Origin of the sequence: Amycolatopsis sp. NPDC049253 (assembly GCF_040678995.1) — a bacterium.
In the GTDB taxonomy this organism is placed as follows: domain Bacteria; phylum Actinomycetota; class Actinomycetes; order Mycobacteriales; family Pseudonocardiaceae; genus Amycolatopsis.
In genome coordinates this window covers 186,678-201,290 of sequence record NZ_JBFAQX010000015.1, presented here as the reverse complement: position 1 = coordinate 201,290, position 14,613 = coordinate 186,678, and the positions used below count along the sequence as shown (strand labels likewise).

General features: G+C 72.2%; 15 protein-coding genes and 1 pseudogene. 5 read left to right on the top strand and 11 right to left on the bottom strand.

What is annotated here, in order from left to right; genetic code table 11:
* From AB0K15_RS29955 to AB0K15_RS29945, 3 genes and pseudogenes are all read right to left on the bottom strand, one after another.
* Nucleotides 1-236: pseudogene (locus AB0K15_RS29955) on the bottom strand (lipoyl synthase); the annotation flags it as partial.
* A gap of 37 nt (nt 237-273) precedes the next feature.
* Complete coding sequence (locus AB0K15_RS29950; RefSeq protein WP_364057630.1) at nt 274-1,224, bottom strand: oxidoreductase; 951 nt, start codon at nt 1,222-1,224, stop codon at nt 274-276.
* A 35-nt stretch (nt 1,225-1,259) separates the two neighbouring features.
* Nucleotides 1,260-1,787, bottom strand: a complete 528-nt coding sequence (locus AB0K15_RS29945; protein ID WP_364057628.1) for a hypothetical protein — start codon at nt 1,785-1,787, stop codon at nt 1,260-1,262.
* Between the two features lie 132 nt (nt 1,788-1,919).
* Here AB0K15_RS29945 and AB0K15_RS29940 point away from each other — a divergent pair, with 132 nt between their 5' ends.
* Together AB0K15_RS29940 and AB0K15_RS29935 are read left to right on the top strand one after the other, a co-directional pair.
* On the top strand, nt 1,920-2,540 hold the full coding sequence (locus tag AB0K15_RS29940) for a TetR/AcrR family transcriptional regulator (protein ID WP_364057626.1): 621 nt from the start codon (nt 1,920-1,922) through the stop codon (nt 2,538-2,540).
* A gap of 127 nt (nt 2,541-2,667) precedes the next feature.
* Nucleotides 2,668-3,600 carry an LLM class F420-dependent oxidoreductase gene (locus tag AB0K15_RS29935; RefSeq protein WP_364057624.1) on the top strand — a complete coding sequence of 311 codons (933 nt, stop codon included), beginning with the start codon at nt 2,668-2,670 and terminating at the stop codon, nt 3,598-3,600.
* Nucleotides 3,601-3,653: 53 nt separating this feature from the next.
* Here the strand turns inward: AB0K15_RS29935 and lipB are convergent, their stop codons facing one another.
* The 5 genes from lipB to lpdA all read right to left on the bottom strand — a co-directional run bounded on the left by lipB (nt 3,654) and on the right by lpdA (nt 9,357).
* Nucleotides 3,654-4,397, bottom strand: coding sequence for a lipoyl(octanoyl) transferase LipB (gene lipB / locus AB0K15_RS29930; protein ID WP_364057622.1), 744 nt, complete (start codon nt 4,395-4,397; stop codon nt 3,654-3,656).
* The gene (locus tag AB0K15_RS29925; protein WP_364057620.1) at nt 4,394-5,023 is read right to left on the bottom strand and encodes a phosphatase PAP2 family protein; all 630 of its coding nucleotides are present in this window, start codon (nt 5,021-5,023) and stop codon (nt 4,394-4,396) included. The genes lipB and AB0K15_RS29925 overlap by 4 nt, the downstream gene beginning before the upstream one ends.
* Nucleotides 5,020-5,904 carry a TIGR01777 family oxidoreductase gene (locus AB0K15_RS29920; protein WP_364057618.1) on the bottom strand — a complete coding sequence of 295 codons (885 nt, stop codon included), beginning with the start codon at nt 5,902-5,904 and terminating at the stop codon, nt 5,020-5,022. The genes AB0K15_RS29925 and AB0K15_RS29920 overlap by 4 nt, the downstream gene beginning before the upstream one ends.
* A 238-nt stretch (nt 5,905-6,142) precedes the next feature.
* Nucleotides 6,143-7,927, bottom strand: coding sequence for a 2-oxoglutarate dehydrogenase, E2 component, dihydrolipoamide succinyltransferase (gene sucB / locus AB0K15_RS29915; protein ID WP_364057616.1), 1,785 nt, complete (start codon nt 7,925-7,927; stop codon nt 6,143-6,145).
* A gap of 56 nt (nt 7,928-7,983) precedes the next feature.
* Nucleotides 7,984-9,357, bottom strand: coding sequence for a dihydrolipoyl dehydrogenase (gene lpdA / locus AB0K15_RS29910; RefSeq protein ID WP_364057614.1), 1,374 nt, complete (start codon nt 9,355-9,357; stop codon nt 7,984-7,986).
* A gap of 182 nt (nt 9,358-9,539) precedes the next feature.
* On the opposite strand from lpdA, the gene AB0K15_RS29905 reads away from it, so the two are divergent.
* Nucleotides 9,540-9,884, top strand: coding sequence for an oxidoreductase (locus AB0K15_RS29905; RefSeq protein WP_220237928.1), 345 nt, complete (start codon nt 9,540-9,542; stop codon nt 9,882-9,884).
* Between the two features lie 12 nt (nt 9,885-9,896).
* On the opposite strand, the gene AB0K15_RS29900 is transcribed toward AB0K15_RS29905, so the two are convergent.
* Entirely contained in the window at nt 9,897-10,871 is a 975-nt protein-coding gene (locus AB0K15_RS29900; RefSeq protein WP_364057612.1) for an SMI1/KNR4 family protein, read from the bottom strand.
* 237 nt (nt 10,872-11,108) lie between these two features.
* Nucleotides 11,109-12,611: a leucyl aminopeptidase gene (locus tag AB0K15_RS29895; RefSeq protein ID WP_364057610.1), complete on the bottom strand. Its 1,503-nt coding sequence runs from the start codon at nt 12,609-12,611 to the stop codon at nt 11,109-11,111.
* Nucleotides 12,612-12,713: 102 nt separating this feature from the next.
* On the opposite strand from AB0K15_RS29895, the gene AB0K15_RS29890 reads away from it, so the two are divergent.
* Both AB0K15_RS29890 and AB0K15_RS29885 read left to right on the top strand, forming a co-directional pair.
* On the top strand, nt 12,714-13,571 hold the full coding sequence (locus tag AB0K15_RS29890) for a sulfatase (protein WP_364057608.1): 858 nt from the start codon (nt 12,714-12,716) through the stop codon (nt 13,569-13,571).
* Entirely contained in the window at nt 13,558-14,190 is a 633-nt protein-coding gene (locus AB0K15_RS29885; RefSeq protein WP_364057606.1) for a DUF402 domain-containing protein, read from the top strand. The genes AB0K15_RS29890 and AB0K15_RS29885 overlap by 14 nt, the downstream gene beginning before the upstream one ends.
* A gap of 10 nt (nt 14,191-14,200) precedes the next feature.
* Here AB0K15_RS29885 and AB0K15_RS29880 read toward each other — a convergent pair whose 3' ends face one another.
* Nucleotides 14,201-14,506: a hypothetical protein gene (locus AB0K15_RS29880; protein WP_364057604.1), complete on the bottom strand. Its 306-nt coding sequence runs from the start codon at nt 14,504-14,506 to the stop codon at nt 14,201-14,203.
* Nucleotides 14,507-14,613: the final 107 nt, after the last annotated feature.

Here is a 14,613-nt window from a genome sequence, read left to right as displayed (position 1 = left end):
TCCCCGCCGATCAGGAACGTCGCCTCGCGATCTTCCCAGCACTCATAGATATTGGGACAACCCGCTTCCTCGCAGACAGTGTGCAGACCCTCCCGCCGCACCAAGCCCTTCAGCTCGGTGAACTCCGGCCCCATCCGCACCTTCGTCCTGATCCACGACGGCTTCTTCTCAATCGGCGTCTCGCTGTTGCGGACCTCCAGCCGCAGCAACTTCCGCCCTTCAGGCGCAGCAGTCACGCCCACCACACTACGCCCGGAGTACCGGGCGAATCGCCTACTGCGGGTCGGGCGTGACGTTCGTCAAGCGGGCCGTCAAGTCCCACAATGCGGTCGCCGTCGCGAGGTCGCTGGCGGCGGCGAGCGGGCGCACCTTCGTGGGGTGCCCGCGGGAGCCGAACAGGCGGTCCGGGCCGTAGTAGTCGCCGCCCTCGACGTCGGGCTGCGTGGCCGCGTAGAGCTGCGGCAGCGCGCCGTGCGCGAGGTCCTGCGCCAGCACCAGGTTGCCGAGGTGCATCGTGCCGAGCATCAGGGTGCGCACGACGGGGTTGGGGTAGGACTTCGCCATCCCTGTCTGCAAACCGGTCTCGGTGTAGCCGGGGTGGGCGAGCACGCTGATCACCGGGGAGCCGGCCGCGCGGAGCCGCCGGTCGAGCTCCAGCCCGAACATCTGGTCGGCGAGCTTCGACTGCCCGTAGGCGGCGGCCGTGTTGAACCGGCCGTGCTCGAAGTTCGGGTCCGCCAGCCGGATGCGCGCGCCGGTGGCCGCCATGCTCGAGAGCGTGACCACGCGCGCCGCCGTGCCGCCGCGCAGCGCGGGCATGAGCAGCCACGTGAGCGCGGCCGGCCCGAGGTAGTTGGTGCCGAACTGCAGCTCGAAGCCGTCGGCCGTCCGGCCCTTGGGCGTGCCCATGACGCCGGCGTTGTTCACGAGCACGTCGAGCGCGTCACCGGTCAGCTCGCGCACCGACGTCGCCGCCTTGCGCACCGACGCGAGATCGGCCAGATCCAGCGGCACGAGCTCGGGCGCGGCACCGGCGGCCACGGCGCGGACGCGTTCGAGGGCGGCGGCACCGCGCTCGGCCGAGCGGCACGCGAGCAGCACGCGCGCACCGTGGCCGGCGAGGACTTCCGCCGTGCGCAGACCGAGGCCCGAGTTGGCGCCGGTGATCAGGACGGTCCGGCCGGTCTGGTCGGCCAGCTCGGCCTCGGTCCAGCGTGGGTTCATGGGGTTCACCTAACTACACGCCTGTAACTACGCGGTCACGCACTGGGTGCGAGCAGGCGCATCAGGTGCCCCATGGGGCTGCGCCGCCGCGCCGAGCGTTCGCTGCCGGCGCGCACCAGCGAATCGAAGGCGTAGCCGACGCGGGTGATCTCCTCGGTGGACTCACCGGGCGCGGCCAGTCCCGCCGTGAGCGCCAGCATCCGCAGTTCGCCCTCGTGCAGGCGCACCAGCGACGGGTGGCGCGTCAGCGCGCCGTCGAGCACCGCGCGCAGCGCCTCGTGCTCGGACTGCGCGCGCCGCCACGCGCGGGAAACGGTGTCGACCTGGTCGCCGACGCCGTCGGCCGCGGCGTCCTCCGGGTCGGCCAGCTCGGCGCGCAGGTGCCCCCCGAGCACCTGCGTCCACTTGTACTGCAGCGCCAGCAGTAGGTTCTCTTCACTGCCGAAAACGTCGGCGGCGCCGGGGATCTCGGCGAGTGCGAGCGGCTCACCGGGGGTGCGCTGCGCGTGACGCACGGCCGCTTCGAGGATCTCCCGGCGTCGGTAGAAGTCGGTCCAGCTCATGGTGTGGGCTCCCCTTCCGTGACCCGGGTCGTACCGCGGGTTTGCGGCATACTCCCGGTACGGACCTGACGCAGTGAACATACCATGGGTATGGAGATCGCCGTCCGGCGTAAGGTTGTGAGGGTGCCGACAATGAGGTCCAGACGACTCGACTACTCGGAGTCCACACGATCCGCCCTGGTCGACAGCGCCGTCGAGCTGTTCACGAAACGCGGTTACGCGGGTACCTCGCTCGACGAGGTGGCCAAACGTGCCCGTGTGACGAAGGGCGCGCTGTACCACCACTTCAGCGGCAAGCAGGCCCTGTTCGAAGCCGCGTTCGACTCCGTGGAAAGCCTGGTCTACGACCGGCTGGAGAAGATCATGACGGGCCCCGGCACGCCGTGGGAACGGGCGATGGGCGCGCTCAACGCGTTCATCAAGAGCTGCCTCGACCCGGCCTACCAGCGCATCGCGATCCACGAGGCGCCGGTGGTGATGGGCTGGGAACGCTGGCGCGAGGCCGAGGAACAGTGCAGCTTCGGGCTCGTGCGCGCGGGCCTGCAGTCGCTCGTGGACGCCGGCGAGGTCGAGCCCGTGCCGGTCGACATCACGGCCCGGCTCCTGTTCGGCGCGCTGTCCAGCGCGGCCACGGAGATCGCGAGCGCGGCCGACCCGAAGAAGGTCGGTGAGCAGATCGAGGACGTGATCGTGCGGATGCTGCTGCGCCTGCGTCAGCCCGGCGAGGCGGGGGAGCGACCGGCCGCGAGCTGAGCGGCGCCGTGGTTGCCAATCCGGCCCAAAGCAGGCGACCCCCGCGCGGCACGTAACCGTTGCTGCGAAGCCATTCGGCCGTGACTGCGGCCGGATTGGCAACGATCGGCAGAGCTAGGCTGGCGCCATGGACTTGAGGATCTTCACGGAGCCCCAGCAGGGCGCCACGTACGACGACCTCCTGCGCGTCGCCAAGGCGACCGAGGCCGCCGGTTTCGACGCGTTCTTCCGCAGCGACCACTACCTGAAGATGGGCGACGGCGACGGCCTGCCCGGGCCCACCGACGCGTGGATCACCCTGGCCGGGCTCGCTCGCGAGACCCAGCGGATCCGGCTCGGCACGCTCGTCACCGCGGCGACGTTCCGCCACCCCGGCCCGCTCGCGATCTCCGTGGCGCAGGTCGACCAGATGTCGGGCGGGCGCGTGGAGTTCGGCCTCGGCGCGGGCTGGTTCGACGCCGAGCACACCGCCTACGCCCTCACGCTGCCGCCGCTGAAGGAGCGCTTCGACCGCTACGCGGAGCAGCTGGAGATCATCACCGGCCTGTGGAAGACGCCGGTGGGCGAGACGTTCTCGTTCTCCGGTGAGCACTACACCGTCGCCGGCTCGCCCGCACTGCCGAAGCCGGCGCAGTCGCCCGCGCCGCCCGTGATCATCGGCGGCGGCGGCAAGAAGCGCACGCCAGAGCTCGCCGCGCGCTTCGCCGACGAGTTCAACCTGCCGTTCGCGAGCCCGGAAGCCGCGCTGGCGCAGTTCGAGCGCGTCGCCGCCGCGGCCGAGGCCGTGGGCCGCGACCCGAAGGAGATCCTGCGTTCGGTGGCGCTCACCGTCGCGATCGGCCGCGACGACGCCGAGGTGACGCGCCGGGCCGCGGCCATCGGCCGCGACCTGGGTGAGCTGCGCGAGGCCGGCCTGGCCGGCACGGCCGCGGAGGTCGTCGACCGCATCGGGCAGTGGCGTGAGAAGACGGGCATCACCCGGCTCTACCTGCAGGTGCTCGACCTGCAGGACCTGGACCACCTCGAGTTCATCGCCTCGGACGTGGCACCGCAGCTGTGAACCACTCGCCGATGGCGGCGTTCGTTCAGGCGAGCGCCGCCGTCGGTGAGTTCTCAGTTCTGCAGGGCGAAGGTGACGCCCGGCGCCGAAGGCGCTTCCGGGCGCGGCAGCCAGCGGTCGTCACGCACGACCAGCTCGCCCTCGAGCGCGGCCAGCACGGCGTCGCGCGCCATGGGCAGCACCTCGGCCACGGTGACGTCGCGCTCCAGCTCGTAGGACAGTGAGGTGACGCCGGCGTCGCGGATGCCGCACGGCACGATCGAGTCGAACGCGCCGAGGTCGGCGTTGCAGTTCAGCTCGAAGCCGTGCATGGTCACCCCGCGCTGCACGCGGATGCCGATGGCGGCGATCTTGCGCTCGATGCCGCGGTCGTCGGCCGGGATCCACACACCGCTGCGGCCCTCGACGCGGCCGGTGCGCACGCCGAGCTGCTCGCACACCACGATCAGCGCCTCCTCGAGGCGGCGCACGTAGTGCATGACGTCGATCGGATCGGCGAGCTGCAGGATCGGGTAACCGACGAGCTGCCCGGGCCCGTGCCACGTGATCTTGCCGCCGCGGTCCACGTCGATCACCGGCGTGCCGTCGGCCGGCCGGTCCTCGAGCTCCGTGCGCTTGCCCGCGGTGTAGACCGACGGGTGCTCCAGCAGCAGCAGGGTGTCCGGCCCGGTCTCGTCGGCGCGCGCGGTGAGGATCTCCCGCTGCAGGTCCCAGGCCTCGGTGTAGTCGATCGTGCCGAGCTCCCGGACTACGACGGGTTCGGTGGCGGCACGGCAGGAATCGGTCGAAGAACTCACTCGTCGAGGCTACGCCCGTCGGGCCCGCGAAAGGGCACGAGCCGCAGTGCTGTCGCCGACACCAGGCCCATGCCCAGCACCGCGAGCGCGGCGCCGACAGTGTCCGTGACCCAATGCACACCGAGCACGATCCGGCAGGCCGCCGCCAGGACGGTCGCGGCCACCGCGAGCCCCACCGCCCAGCGGACGAACCGCGGCGCGAGCCAGCCGCACACCAGCACCACGACCAGGCCGGTCGAGGCCACCGCGACGACGTGGCCGCTGGGGTAGCTCAGATCCGGGTATTCGCGCGGACGCTGGCGCAGGAACACGGGTTTGAACGCCAGGCTCGTCAGCCGGCACAGCACCAGCACCACGGCCAGCCGCACGCACAACGACAGGTTCGCGCGGTCCCGCAGAACCAGCGCCAGCAGCGCCACTCCGAGAACCCAGGGCAGCACGGGCCCGAGAACGTTGGTGACGACACCCGCGACCAGCCCGGCCGGCTGGGTGTCCTGGCCGCGCAACGCGTTCGCGACCTCCGTGTCGAGCTGCAGGGGCTGCCGGTCGACGAGCAGGCCCAGCGCGAGGAACGCGGCGAACAGCACCACGCCCGTCACGACCCAGCGCACGCGCGGCACGGTCATGTCGCGGCGGCCAGCGCGCTCTCCAGGGTGCGGTGGCGGAACTCGTACCCCGTGTGCTCCAGCCGCCGCGGGACGGCCCGCTGGCCGTACAACGCCATTTCCTCGCCGGCCTGCCCGAGCGCGAGCTTCAGCGCGACGCCGGGAACCCACCACGGCGCGGGCCGGTGCAGCACGTGGCCGAGGGCTTTGGTGAACTCGGCGTTGGTGACGGGCGCGGGGCCGGCGAGGTTGACCGGGCCGGTGAGCGTCTCGTGCTCCAGCGCGTGGACGAGGGCACCGACCTCGTCGTCGAGCGAGATCCACGGCATGAACTGGCGGCCGTCGCCGAGGCGGCCGCCGAGGGCGAAGCCGAACAGCGGCCGCAGCACGTCGAGCAGGCCGCCCTTGCGCGCGAGCACGAGGCCGGTGCGGACGAGCACCACGCGGGCGCCGGCGGTTTTCGCGGCCGCGGTCGCGCCTTCCCACGCCGTGCACAGCTCGGCCAGGAACCCCGTGCCCGCGCCGGCGGATTCGTCGACCACGTGGGAACCCGTGTTGCCGTAGAAGCCGACGGCGGAGGCGTTCACGAGCACCTTCACGCCGTGTTCGGCCACGGCTTCGGCGAGCACCTCCGTGGGCTCGACGCGGCTGTCGAGCAGCACCTGCTTGCGCATCGCGCTCCAGCGCCCCGGCAGCAGGGGCGCGCCGCAGAGGTTCACGAGGGCGTCGACACCGTCGAACGCGCCCTCGTCGATCCGCGCCGACGGCGGGTCCCAGCCGTGTTCGTCGGCCGCCTGCGCGGTGCGCCGCACGAGGCGGCGTACGTCGTGGCCGGCCGAGCGCAGCCGCGCCGCCAGTGCCGTGCCGATGAGCCCGCCGGACCCCGCGATGAGTACCCGCATGCCTCAGATCGTGTCCTATCCGAGCGTGTTGCGCACCCCCGGCCCGTGGCCGGCGACCGCGCGCGGGACCGTCCGGAATGGACCGGACGGCGGTGACCGCGGCACCTCCGGTGTCCCAGGTCGGACCCCGGTTCCGTCACGGGGGACCGCGACCGATCGTCTACATCGGACACTGGAAACGGCGAAGGCCCCGCACCCCGTCGAGGAGTGCGGGGCCTTCGACAGACCGGTTACCGCGTCAGAGGCCGAGCTCGTCCTCGAACTTGCCCTCTTCCAGGCGCTGCTTGATCGTCGTGAGGAAGCGGCCGGCGTCGGCGCCGTCGACCAGGCGGTGGTCGTAGGTCAGCGGCAGGAACACCATCGAGCGGACGGCGATCGTGTCGTTGCCCTCGGCATCGGAGACGACGACCGGGCGCTTCACGACGGCGCCGGTACCGAGCATGCCGGACTGCGGCTGCACGATGATCGGCGTGTCGAACAGGGCGCCGTTGCTGCCGATGTTCGTGATGGTGAAGGTGCCGCCGGTCAGCTCGTCCGGCTTGATCTGGTTGGCCCGGGCCCGCGCCGCCAGGTCGGCGATGCGGTGCGCGAGACCGGCCAGGCTCAGCTCACCCGCGTCGTGGATCACGACCGAGAGCAGGCCGCGCTCGGTGTCCACCGCGATGCCCAGGTGCACGGCGCCGTGGTAGGTGATCTCCTTCGTGTCCTCGTTGTAGGACGCGTTGACGTTCGGGTGCTGCTTGAGCGCCTCGACGGTGGCCTTCGCGAAGAACGGCAGGAACGTGAGGTTCACGCCCTCGCGCTCGCGGAAGGCCGCCTTCGCGCGCTGGCGCAGCTTGGCGATCTTCGTCACGTCCACCTCGTGCACCTGCGTGAGCTGCGCGGAAACCTGCAGCGACTCGCGGGTCTTGGTGGCCGTGATCTGCCGGATCCGGCTGGCCTTCTGCACCGTGCCGCGCAGGGCGGCGATGTCCGGCGAAACGGCGGCCGGAGCCGACGGGGCGGCCGCGGCCGGAGCCGGAGCCTGCGCGGCCGGAGCCGGGGCGGCAGCCGCGGGCGCCGGGGCGGCCGCCTTCTGCTTGGCCTCGGCCGCCGCGAGCACGTCCTGCTTGCGGATGCGGCCGCCGACACCGCTGCCGGTCAGCGTCGACAGGTCGATGTCGTGCTCGGACGCGAGCTTGCGCACCAGCGGCGTGACGTACGGGCCGTCGGCCGAACCGTTGTCCTCGGCCTTGGCGGCCGGGGCAGCGGCCGGAGCCGGAGCAGCGGCCGGAGCCGGAGCGGGAGCGGCAGGCGCCGGCTTGCTCTCCTGAACCGGGGCCGGGGCAGCCGGAGCGGCCTGAGCCGCCGGGGCCGGAGCGGACGGCGCCGGGGCGGCGGCCGGAGCCGCACCCGCGTCACCGATCACCGCGAGAACCCCGCCGACCTCGACGGTCTCGTCCTCACCGGCGCGGATCTCGAGTACCGTGCCGGCGACCGGCGACGGCACCTCGGTGTCGACCTTGTCCGTGGAGATCTCGAGCAGCGGCTCGTCGACCTCGACCGAGTCGCCGACCTGCTTCAGCCAGCGGGTCACGGTGCCCTCGGTGACGCTCTCGCCCAGCTCGGGCAGCTTCACCTCGGTGCCCTGGCCGCCCGACGCCGGCGCGGTGTCCGGACGCGACGGGGCTTCGGCCTGCGGAGCCTGCGCGGCGGGCGCCGGCTCGGGCTTGGGCGCCGCCTGCGGCTCCGGAGCGGCTTCCTGCGCGGGCGCGGCCGGCTCGGCAGCGGCGGGGACGCCGCCGGTGCCGTCGTCGATCACCGCGAGCTCGCCGCCGACCTCGACGGTCTCGTCCTCACCGGCGCTGATCTTCACGAGCGTGCCGGCCACGGGGGACGGGACCTCGGTGTCGACCTTGTCGGTGGAGATCTCGAGCAACGGCTCGTCGACCGCGACGGTGTCGCCTTCCTGCTTCAACCACCGGGTGACGGTGCCTTCAGTGACGCTCTCACCGAGCTCCGGCAACGTGACGGAGTAGGCCATCGTTCGCTGACTCCCTTGATCTGTAAGACGTAGGTTTGGATTGTGCTGGTGAGACGTCAGCTGTGCACGTGCAGCGGCTTGCCCGCGAGGGCGAGGAACGCTTCACCGAGGGCCTCGGTCTGGGTGGGGTGCGCGTGGATGAGGGGGGCGACGTCCTCCGGGAACGCCTCCCAGTTGTAGACCAGCTGCGCTTCGCCGATCAGCTCGCCGACGCGGTCGCCCACCATGTGCACGCCGACGACGGGGCCGTCGGGCGCCTTGACCAGCTTCACGCCACCGGAGGTCTTGAGGATCTGGCTCTTGCCGTTGCCGCCGAGGTCGTAGGTGTAGGTGGTGACGTCGTTGCCGTACTTCTCCTTGGCCTGCGACTCGGTGAGCCCGACCGAGGCGACCTCGGGGTGCGAGTACGTGACGCGCGGGATGCCCTTCTCGTCGATCACGCGCGGGGCGAGCCCGGCGATCTCCTCGGCGACGAAGATGCCCTGCTGGAAACCGCGGTGGGCCAGCTGCAGGCCCGGCACGATGTCGCCGACGGCGTAGACGTTCGGCAGGTTCGTGCGCAGGCGGTCGTCGGTGAGGACGAAGCCGCGGTCGATCTTGACGCCGGCCTCCTCGTAGCCGTGGCCCGCGGAGTTCGGGCCGCGGCCGACGGCGACCAGCAGCAGGTCGGCGTCGATGGTCTCGCCGGACTCCAGCGACACGCTCACGCCGTTGTCGTCCTGCTTCGCGCCGGTGAACCGCACGCCCGTCTTGAAGGCGATCTTGCGGCGGCGGAACGCGCGCTCCAGCTGCTTGGACGCGAACTCGTCCTCGGCGGGCACCAGGCGCGGCAGGGCCTCGACCACGGTGACGTCGACGCCGAAGGAGGCCCAGACGCTCGCGAACTCCACGCCGATCACGCCGCCGCCGAGCACCACGACCTTCTTCGGCACCCAGTCGAGCGCGAGCGCCTGCTCGCTGGCGATGATCCGGCCGCCGAGCTCCAGGCCGGGCAGGGTGCGCGAGTACGAACCGGTGGCGAGGATGACGTTCTTGCCGGTGTAGCGCGTGCCGTCGACCTCGACGGTCGTGCCGCCGACGAACGTGCCGGTGCCCTCGACGAGGTTCACCTTGTGCGCCTTGGCCAGGCCCTGCAGGCCCTTGTACAGGCGGGAGATGATCCCGTCCTTGTACTTGTTGACCCCGGCGATGTCGATGCCCTCGAACACGGCCTTGACCCCGACCGAATCGGCCTCGCGAGTCTCGTCGGCGACTTCGGCTGCGTGCAGCAGGGCCTTGGTCGGGATGCACCCGCGGTGCAGGCAGGTCCCGCCCAGCTTGTCCTTCTCGATCAGCGTGACGGAAAGGCCCAGCTCGGCCGCGCGGAAAGCCGCGGCGTAGCCGCCCGATCCGCCTCCCAGGATCACAAGGTCGGCGGAGGTGTCGCTCACTTCAATAACTCCTCGGCAGCGGTGTAGGGGTGAAGCTCGGTCGTCGCGCAGCCCCGGTATAACCGCGCGCGCGACACCAGCCATCTTGTCACTACGCCGATCCGGCCGACCAACCCGGCCGTGCGACACCGACCACACCTGATCGTGGGAATAATGGAGTTCGTACTCCTGCAGGAAGAGAGGTGGTCGGAGTGGGGATCTTCGACTCGCTGCGTCGGCGAGGCCGAGGCGGCAGACGTCCGGGAACGATGCGCAAGGCCACCTCCGAAGACACTCGTCACCTGGAGGAATGGGCCGCATCGCGGCGCGGCGTCGAGGCGTATGTCGAGCCCCGCACCACCGTGACGGAAGCCACTGTGGTTCTCATCGCTCACGACGGTGAATGGACCCGCCGGCGCATCGGCAGCCTCCAGGCGGCGCTGCACTTCGGCGAGAAGCGGTCGATTCCCGTGTACGAGGTGTCGCGGGTCGGTTACCCCAAGCGCATGCGGGAGTACACGGAGCGGAAGAAACGCGGGCAGGTCTAGGGGTTCTTCCGGCTAGGCGCTCGCCTCCAGCAGGCCGAGGTGGTGCTCCAGCAGTGCGCGGAACGACGGGTGCGCGGTGCTGCCGAACGCGAGGTCGACCTCCACGGCGTGGCCGGTCGGGGTCAGCAGCACGAACGCGGGGTCGGAGACGATGACCACACCGCTGTCGGCGCGGAGCTCCTGCGCGGGCAGCAGGCGTGGGAAGGTGACGTCGTCGGGGAGGCCGTTCGCGGTTCTGAGGAACTCGCGGTAGTCGGCGGGCAGAGTCGTGCCGAGCCGGCGTTCGGCGTCTGTGATGTCTCCCTCGGAGGCGGGTGGCGGCGCAGTCTGGTCGCGTTCGAGCATGATCGCGGCGACGAGTTCGGGCCAGCTGCCCGGAGACGTGGGGTAGCGCTCGCGCAACGCGGCGATCAACGCGCCTGCGCACTGGTCGGGCCAGTCCGGGCCGAGCCCCAGCGGATCGGCGCCGGCGACCAGCCGCGGGGCCAGCGCCCGCGTCGCGGCCAAGGTGGCGACGTCCGGGGCCGGGTGGTTTTCGGTGAGCTCCGCCCACTGCTCGAGGTCACCTTCGGCGAGCGCGGCGCGGACGCGATCGGGCCGCCCGGGCGCCAGCGCCGACACGACCTCGGCGATCGGTGAGCCGTCGAGCACTCCGTCCAGATCGGACACTTTCCGCGTCAGAAATGCTTGGTGCGCCAGCTCTTCCGCGTCGAGATCGAGCGGGACGAGCTCGTCCGCCCACTGTGGACGGAAGTCGCGCGCCTCGAACAGCATCGCCCACGCGCGCGCCCGCACGGCGTCGCCGGCGAGCTGCGCCGCGGGTCGCTCCGTCACCGCGCGCCAGTGCGCCACGAGCCGATCCGCGGCCGTCCCCGCGCCTGCCGTGGCGAGCACCAGCGCGGCGTGCCCGACGCACCGGTCGAGCGCCGCCTCGTCCCCGGTGAGCACGTCCCGGACCGCGGCTTCGAGGTAGGCATCGGCGTCCATGGCGCGAGGGTGCCACAAAAGGAGGCTCCCGCCGAAATGCGCGACCGGGACCTTCGGAAATCGAGTGGAGCCCTCCGCCCGGGCGCCGTCGGGGTGGCCTGGCTCCTGCCTGGTCGGGAGTGCGTCGCCGAGAACCGATGCCATTGCTCGGTGGCCCGGGCCGCGCTCGCCGAGCCCGAACGCCGAAGGCCCCTGCCGAACGAACGGCAGGGGCCTTCGGAAACCGAGCAGAACTCCTCAGCCGCGGTCGGCGATGTCGGCCAGGACGGCGGCGATGGTGCGGACGGGGACGCCCGTGCCGCCCTTGCCGGTGTAGCCCCAGGGGCCGCCGGTGTTGAAGGCGGGGCCCGCGACGTCGATGTGGGCCCACGGCAGGCCCTCGGCGACGAACTCCTTGAGGAACAGGCCGGCGGCGAGCATGCCGCCCCAGCGGTGGCCCGTGACGTTGGCCAGGTCGGCCAGGCGGGAGTCGAGGTCGGCGCGCAGCTCCTCGGGCAGCGGCATGGCCCAGCCGCCCTCGCCGGTGGCCTGCATGATGCCCGCGACGCGGTCGCGGAACTCGTCGGAGCCCATCACGCCGGCGGTGCGGTTGCCGAGCGCCACGACCTGCGCGCCGGTGAGGGTGGCGGTCTCGATGAGGTAGTCGGGGTTCTCCTCGGCGGCGCGCACCATCGCGTCGGCCAGGACCAGGCGGCCCTCGGCGTCGGTGTTGAGGACCTCGACGGTCTTGCCGCCGTACATGGTCAGCACGTCGCCCGGGCGGTAGGAGCTGCCCGAGGGCAGGTTCTCCGCCAGCGGGATGTGCGCGGTGACCTCGAGCGGGTACTTCAGCTTCGCGGCCAGCACGACCGACGCCAGCACCGCGGCGGCACCCGACATGTCCGAGGTCATGTGGTCCATGCCCGCGGCGGGCTTGATCGAGATGCCGCCCGAGTCGAACGTGATGCCCTTGCCGACCAGCGCCACGCGCTTGCTCGCCTTGGCCGGCTTCCAGCCCACGCGCAGCAGGCGCGGCGGACGTGCGGAACCGCCGCCGACACCCAGGATGCCGCCGAAGCCCTTGCGCTTGAGCTGCTTCTCGTCGAGCACCTCGAAGTCGAGGCCGTTGTCCTCGGCGAGCTTCTTCGCGCGATCGGCGAACGAGGCCGGGAACAGGTCGTTGGGCGGGGTGTTGATCAGGTCGCGGGTGATGATCACCGACTCCGCGATGGCGGTGGCGGCCTTCAGCGTCGCCCTGTGCTCGCGCGCGGTGCCGTCCTCCGGGTTGACGAAGTCGGCCTTGGCCAGCGGGGCGTCGCCCTTCGAGGAGCGGTACTCGGTGAAGGTGTACGCGCCGAGCGCGGTGCCCTCCACCGCAGCCTGCAGGTCGAGCGCCGAGAGCGTGACGAACGCGCGTTCGGTGCCGGCCAGCGCCCGCGCGGCGGCACCGGCGGCGCGGCGGACCTGCTCGGCCGTCACGGCACCGTCGGCCGCCTTGCCCAGGCCCACGGCCAGCACGACGCCGGCGGCGAGCTTGCCCAGCGTCGGCAGCTTCACGACCTGCTCGGCCTTGCCGGTGGCGCCGAGCGTGGCGAGCACCTCGGCGAGCTTGCCGTCGAACGCGGCGTCGGCGACCGCGGCGCCCGCGGCGAGCACCGGGCCGTCCTCGCCCTGGAGAGTGCCGATCACGACCACGTCGGCGCGCGTTTTGGCGAGCGCCGCCTCGGTGTTCTCGGTGAGGGCAAGCTTCGGCACGGTCACTTCTGGCTCCTCGCGCTGTCGCGGTGGTACCGGGCGACGTGCCCGGACGGATCGTGAGCCATGCTAATGACAAGCGCGGCCGGACGTCGGGAGGGGACCATCGTGCGACTCGGGGGCGGGCTCCTCGTGGTGCTGGCGGTGGGCGCCGCCGGGGCCGGCTACTGGGTGCTGGCGGGCGTCGTTCTCGCGGCGATCGCCGCCGGTGTCACGGCCCGGCTCCCCGCCCTCGGCGACACGCAGGCCGAGCGCTGGACCGGCGGGATCACGCGGCTGGCGCTGGTGGCCGTGCTGGCGATCGTCTTCGGCGCGTACGTCGTTCCGGCGCAACCCGCGTACGCGGCGGCCGGGCTCGTGCTCGTGGTCGCCGTGGCCGATTTCGCCGGCCTGCGGCTGCCCGCCGCACTGGTCCGCTGGCTCACGATCGTGCTGATCGCCGCCGCGGTGGTGCTGATCGTGCTGTGCGCCGTGGTGGCCCCGGTGTCGACGACCTCGCCGATCGCCGCGCCGGACGTCGCCGGGGTCATCGTGGCGGCGGTGGTCACGCTGCCGTTCCTGCTGCCGGTCGCCTCGGACCGCGGCACCCTGCGCGCGCTGACGCTCGGCGGGCTCGCGGTGCTGGTCACCATCGTCGCGCTCGTGCAGCTCGGGCCGGACCGGCTCGGGCTCTCGGCCACGTCGATCCGCGACCTCCTCTACGCCGCCGACGCGGGCCAGCTGCAGCCGCTGCTCACCGTGGTCGCCGTGCTCGCGACGGTCCCCGCCGCGCTCACCACGTACACCGACGCGCGCGAGCGGTACGCGCCGGACCCGGGCTGGGTCGCCGCCGCGGGGGCCGTGGTCACGCTCGCCGCCGCGCTGTTCGCGACGCCGTACGCCGTGCTGGTCGTGGCCGGGCTCGGCACCGTGCTGGAACTGGTGCTGCGCGCCCGCCGCTACCGTGACGCCCATGCCCGAGAGTGATCACCTTTGGGAGCCGGGGGAAACCGTCGTCGAGCGGTTCCTGCGGCCCGACGGCAGCATCGGCCAGCACCACCCGCTGCGCGTGGTTTCCGACGACGGGCAGGTGCTCTTCGGCTGGCTCCCGCTGGGTACGCCGATCGTCGGCAGCCGGCTCGAGGACGGCCGCACGATGCGCGAAGCCCCGCTGGAAGAGCGCTTCCGCGTGCCGCGTGTGCCGGCGCCCGACACGTGGCGCGGCACCTCGACGCTGCGGATGATCCCCGAGGGCCAGTGGTCTTCGGTGTGGTGGTTCTTCGAGCCGGACGGCACGTTCCGCGACTGGTACGTGAACCTGGAGATCCCGCTCGGGCGCACCGCGAGCGGTCCGGACCGCGTCGACGGCGTGCTCGACGTCGTGGTGACACCGGGCACCGGCTGGCGCTGGGACGACGAGGACGAAGCCGAGGAAGCGCTCGCCGTCGGCCGGCTCACCGCCGAGCAGCTCGACCGGCTGCGCGCGGAGGGCGAGCGGATCGGGGCGCTGGCCGACGCCGGCGCGTTCCCGTTCGACGGCACGCACACGGACTTCCGGCCGGACCCGTCGTGGCCCGCGCCGGAACTGCCCGCCGCGCTGCGCTGAGGTCCGCGGCTCAGGTCGCGAGGAGCAGCAGCGCTCCGGCGAGCACGACGTTCACCACGAGCAGGATGATCACCGACCGGGTCGGCAGGTTCTGCGCGAACACCTGGCCGTGCAGGCTGCGCCACCAGTAGACGCCGAAACCGCCCGCGGCGAGGCCGAGGACAGCGCCGAAGCCGCTGCCCAGCAGTGCCCAGCCCACCATGCCCAGCAGCCCGACGCCGAACGTCAGCAGCACAGCGGTCGCGAAGATCTTCACGTCGAGGCCGGCGCCCGGCTGGGCGGGCCGGCGCGGCTGGGAGGTCGCTGGGAAGCTCACCAGGCCATCGTAGGGGACTTCGGCGCTCACGCACCGGCCACGCGGGTACGCGGCGTGTGAAACAGGCGGTCTTCCGACTAACGCGCATCCGACCAAGCGCTAAAGTT

What these genes read in the sequence shown, in the direction of transcription:
- AB0K15_RS29885 (WP_364057606.1), top strand. Translation starts at nt 13,558, where the DNA reads ATGCCCGAGAGTGATCACCTTTGGGAGCCGGGGGAAACCGTCGTCGAG.
- AB0K15_RS29945 (WP_364057628.1), bottom strand. Translation starts at nt 1,787, where the DNA reads ATGAGCTGGACCGACTTCTACCGACGCCGGGAGATCCTCGAAGCGGCC.
- AB0K15_RS29920 (WP_364057618.1), bottom strand. Translation starts at nt 5,904, where the DNA reads ATGCGGGTACTCATCGCGGGGTCCGGCGGGCTCATCGGCACGGCACTG.
- AB0K15_RS29935 (WP_364057624.1), top strand. Translation starts at nt 2,668, where the DNA reads ATGGACTTGAGGATCTTCACGGAGCCCCAGCAGGGCGCCACGTACGAC.
- AB0K15_RS29900 (WP_364057612.1), bottom strand. Translation starts at nt 10,871, where the DNA reads ATGGACGCCGATGCCTACCTCGAAGCCGCGGTCCGGGACGTGCTCACC.
- AB0K15_RS29940 (WP_364057626.1), top strand. Translation starts at nt 1,920, where the DNA reads ATGAGGTCCAGACGACTCGACTACTCGGAGTCCACACGATCCGCCCTG.
- AB0K15_RS29950 (WP_364057630.1), bottom strand. Translation starts at nt 1,224, where the DNA reads ATGAACCCACGCTGGACCGAGGCCGAGCTGGCCGACCAGACCGGCCGG.
- AB0K15_RS29925 (WP_364057620.1), bottom strand. Translation starts at nt 5,023, where the DNA reads ATGACCGTGCCGCGCGTGCGCTGGGTCGTGACGGGCGTGGTGCTGTTC.
- sucB (WP_364057616.1), bottom strand. Translation starts at nt 7,927, where the DNA reads ATGGCCTACTCCGTCACGTTGCCGGAGCTCGGTGAGAGCGTCACTGAA.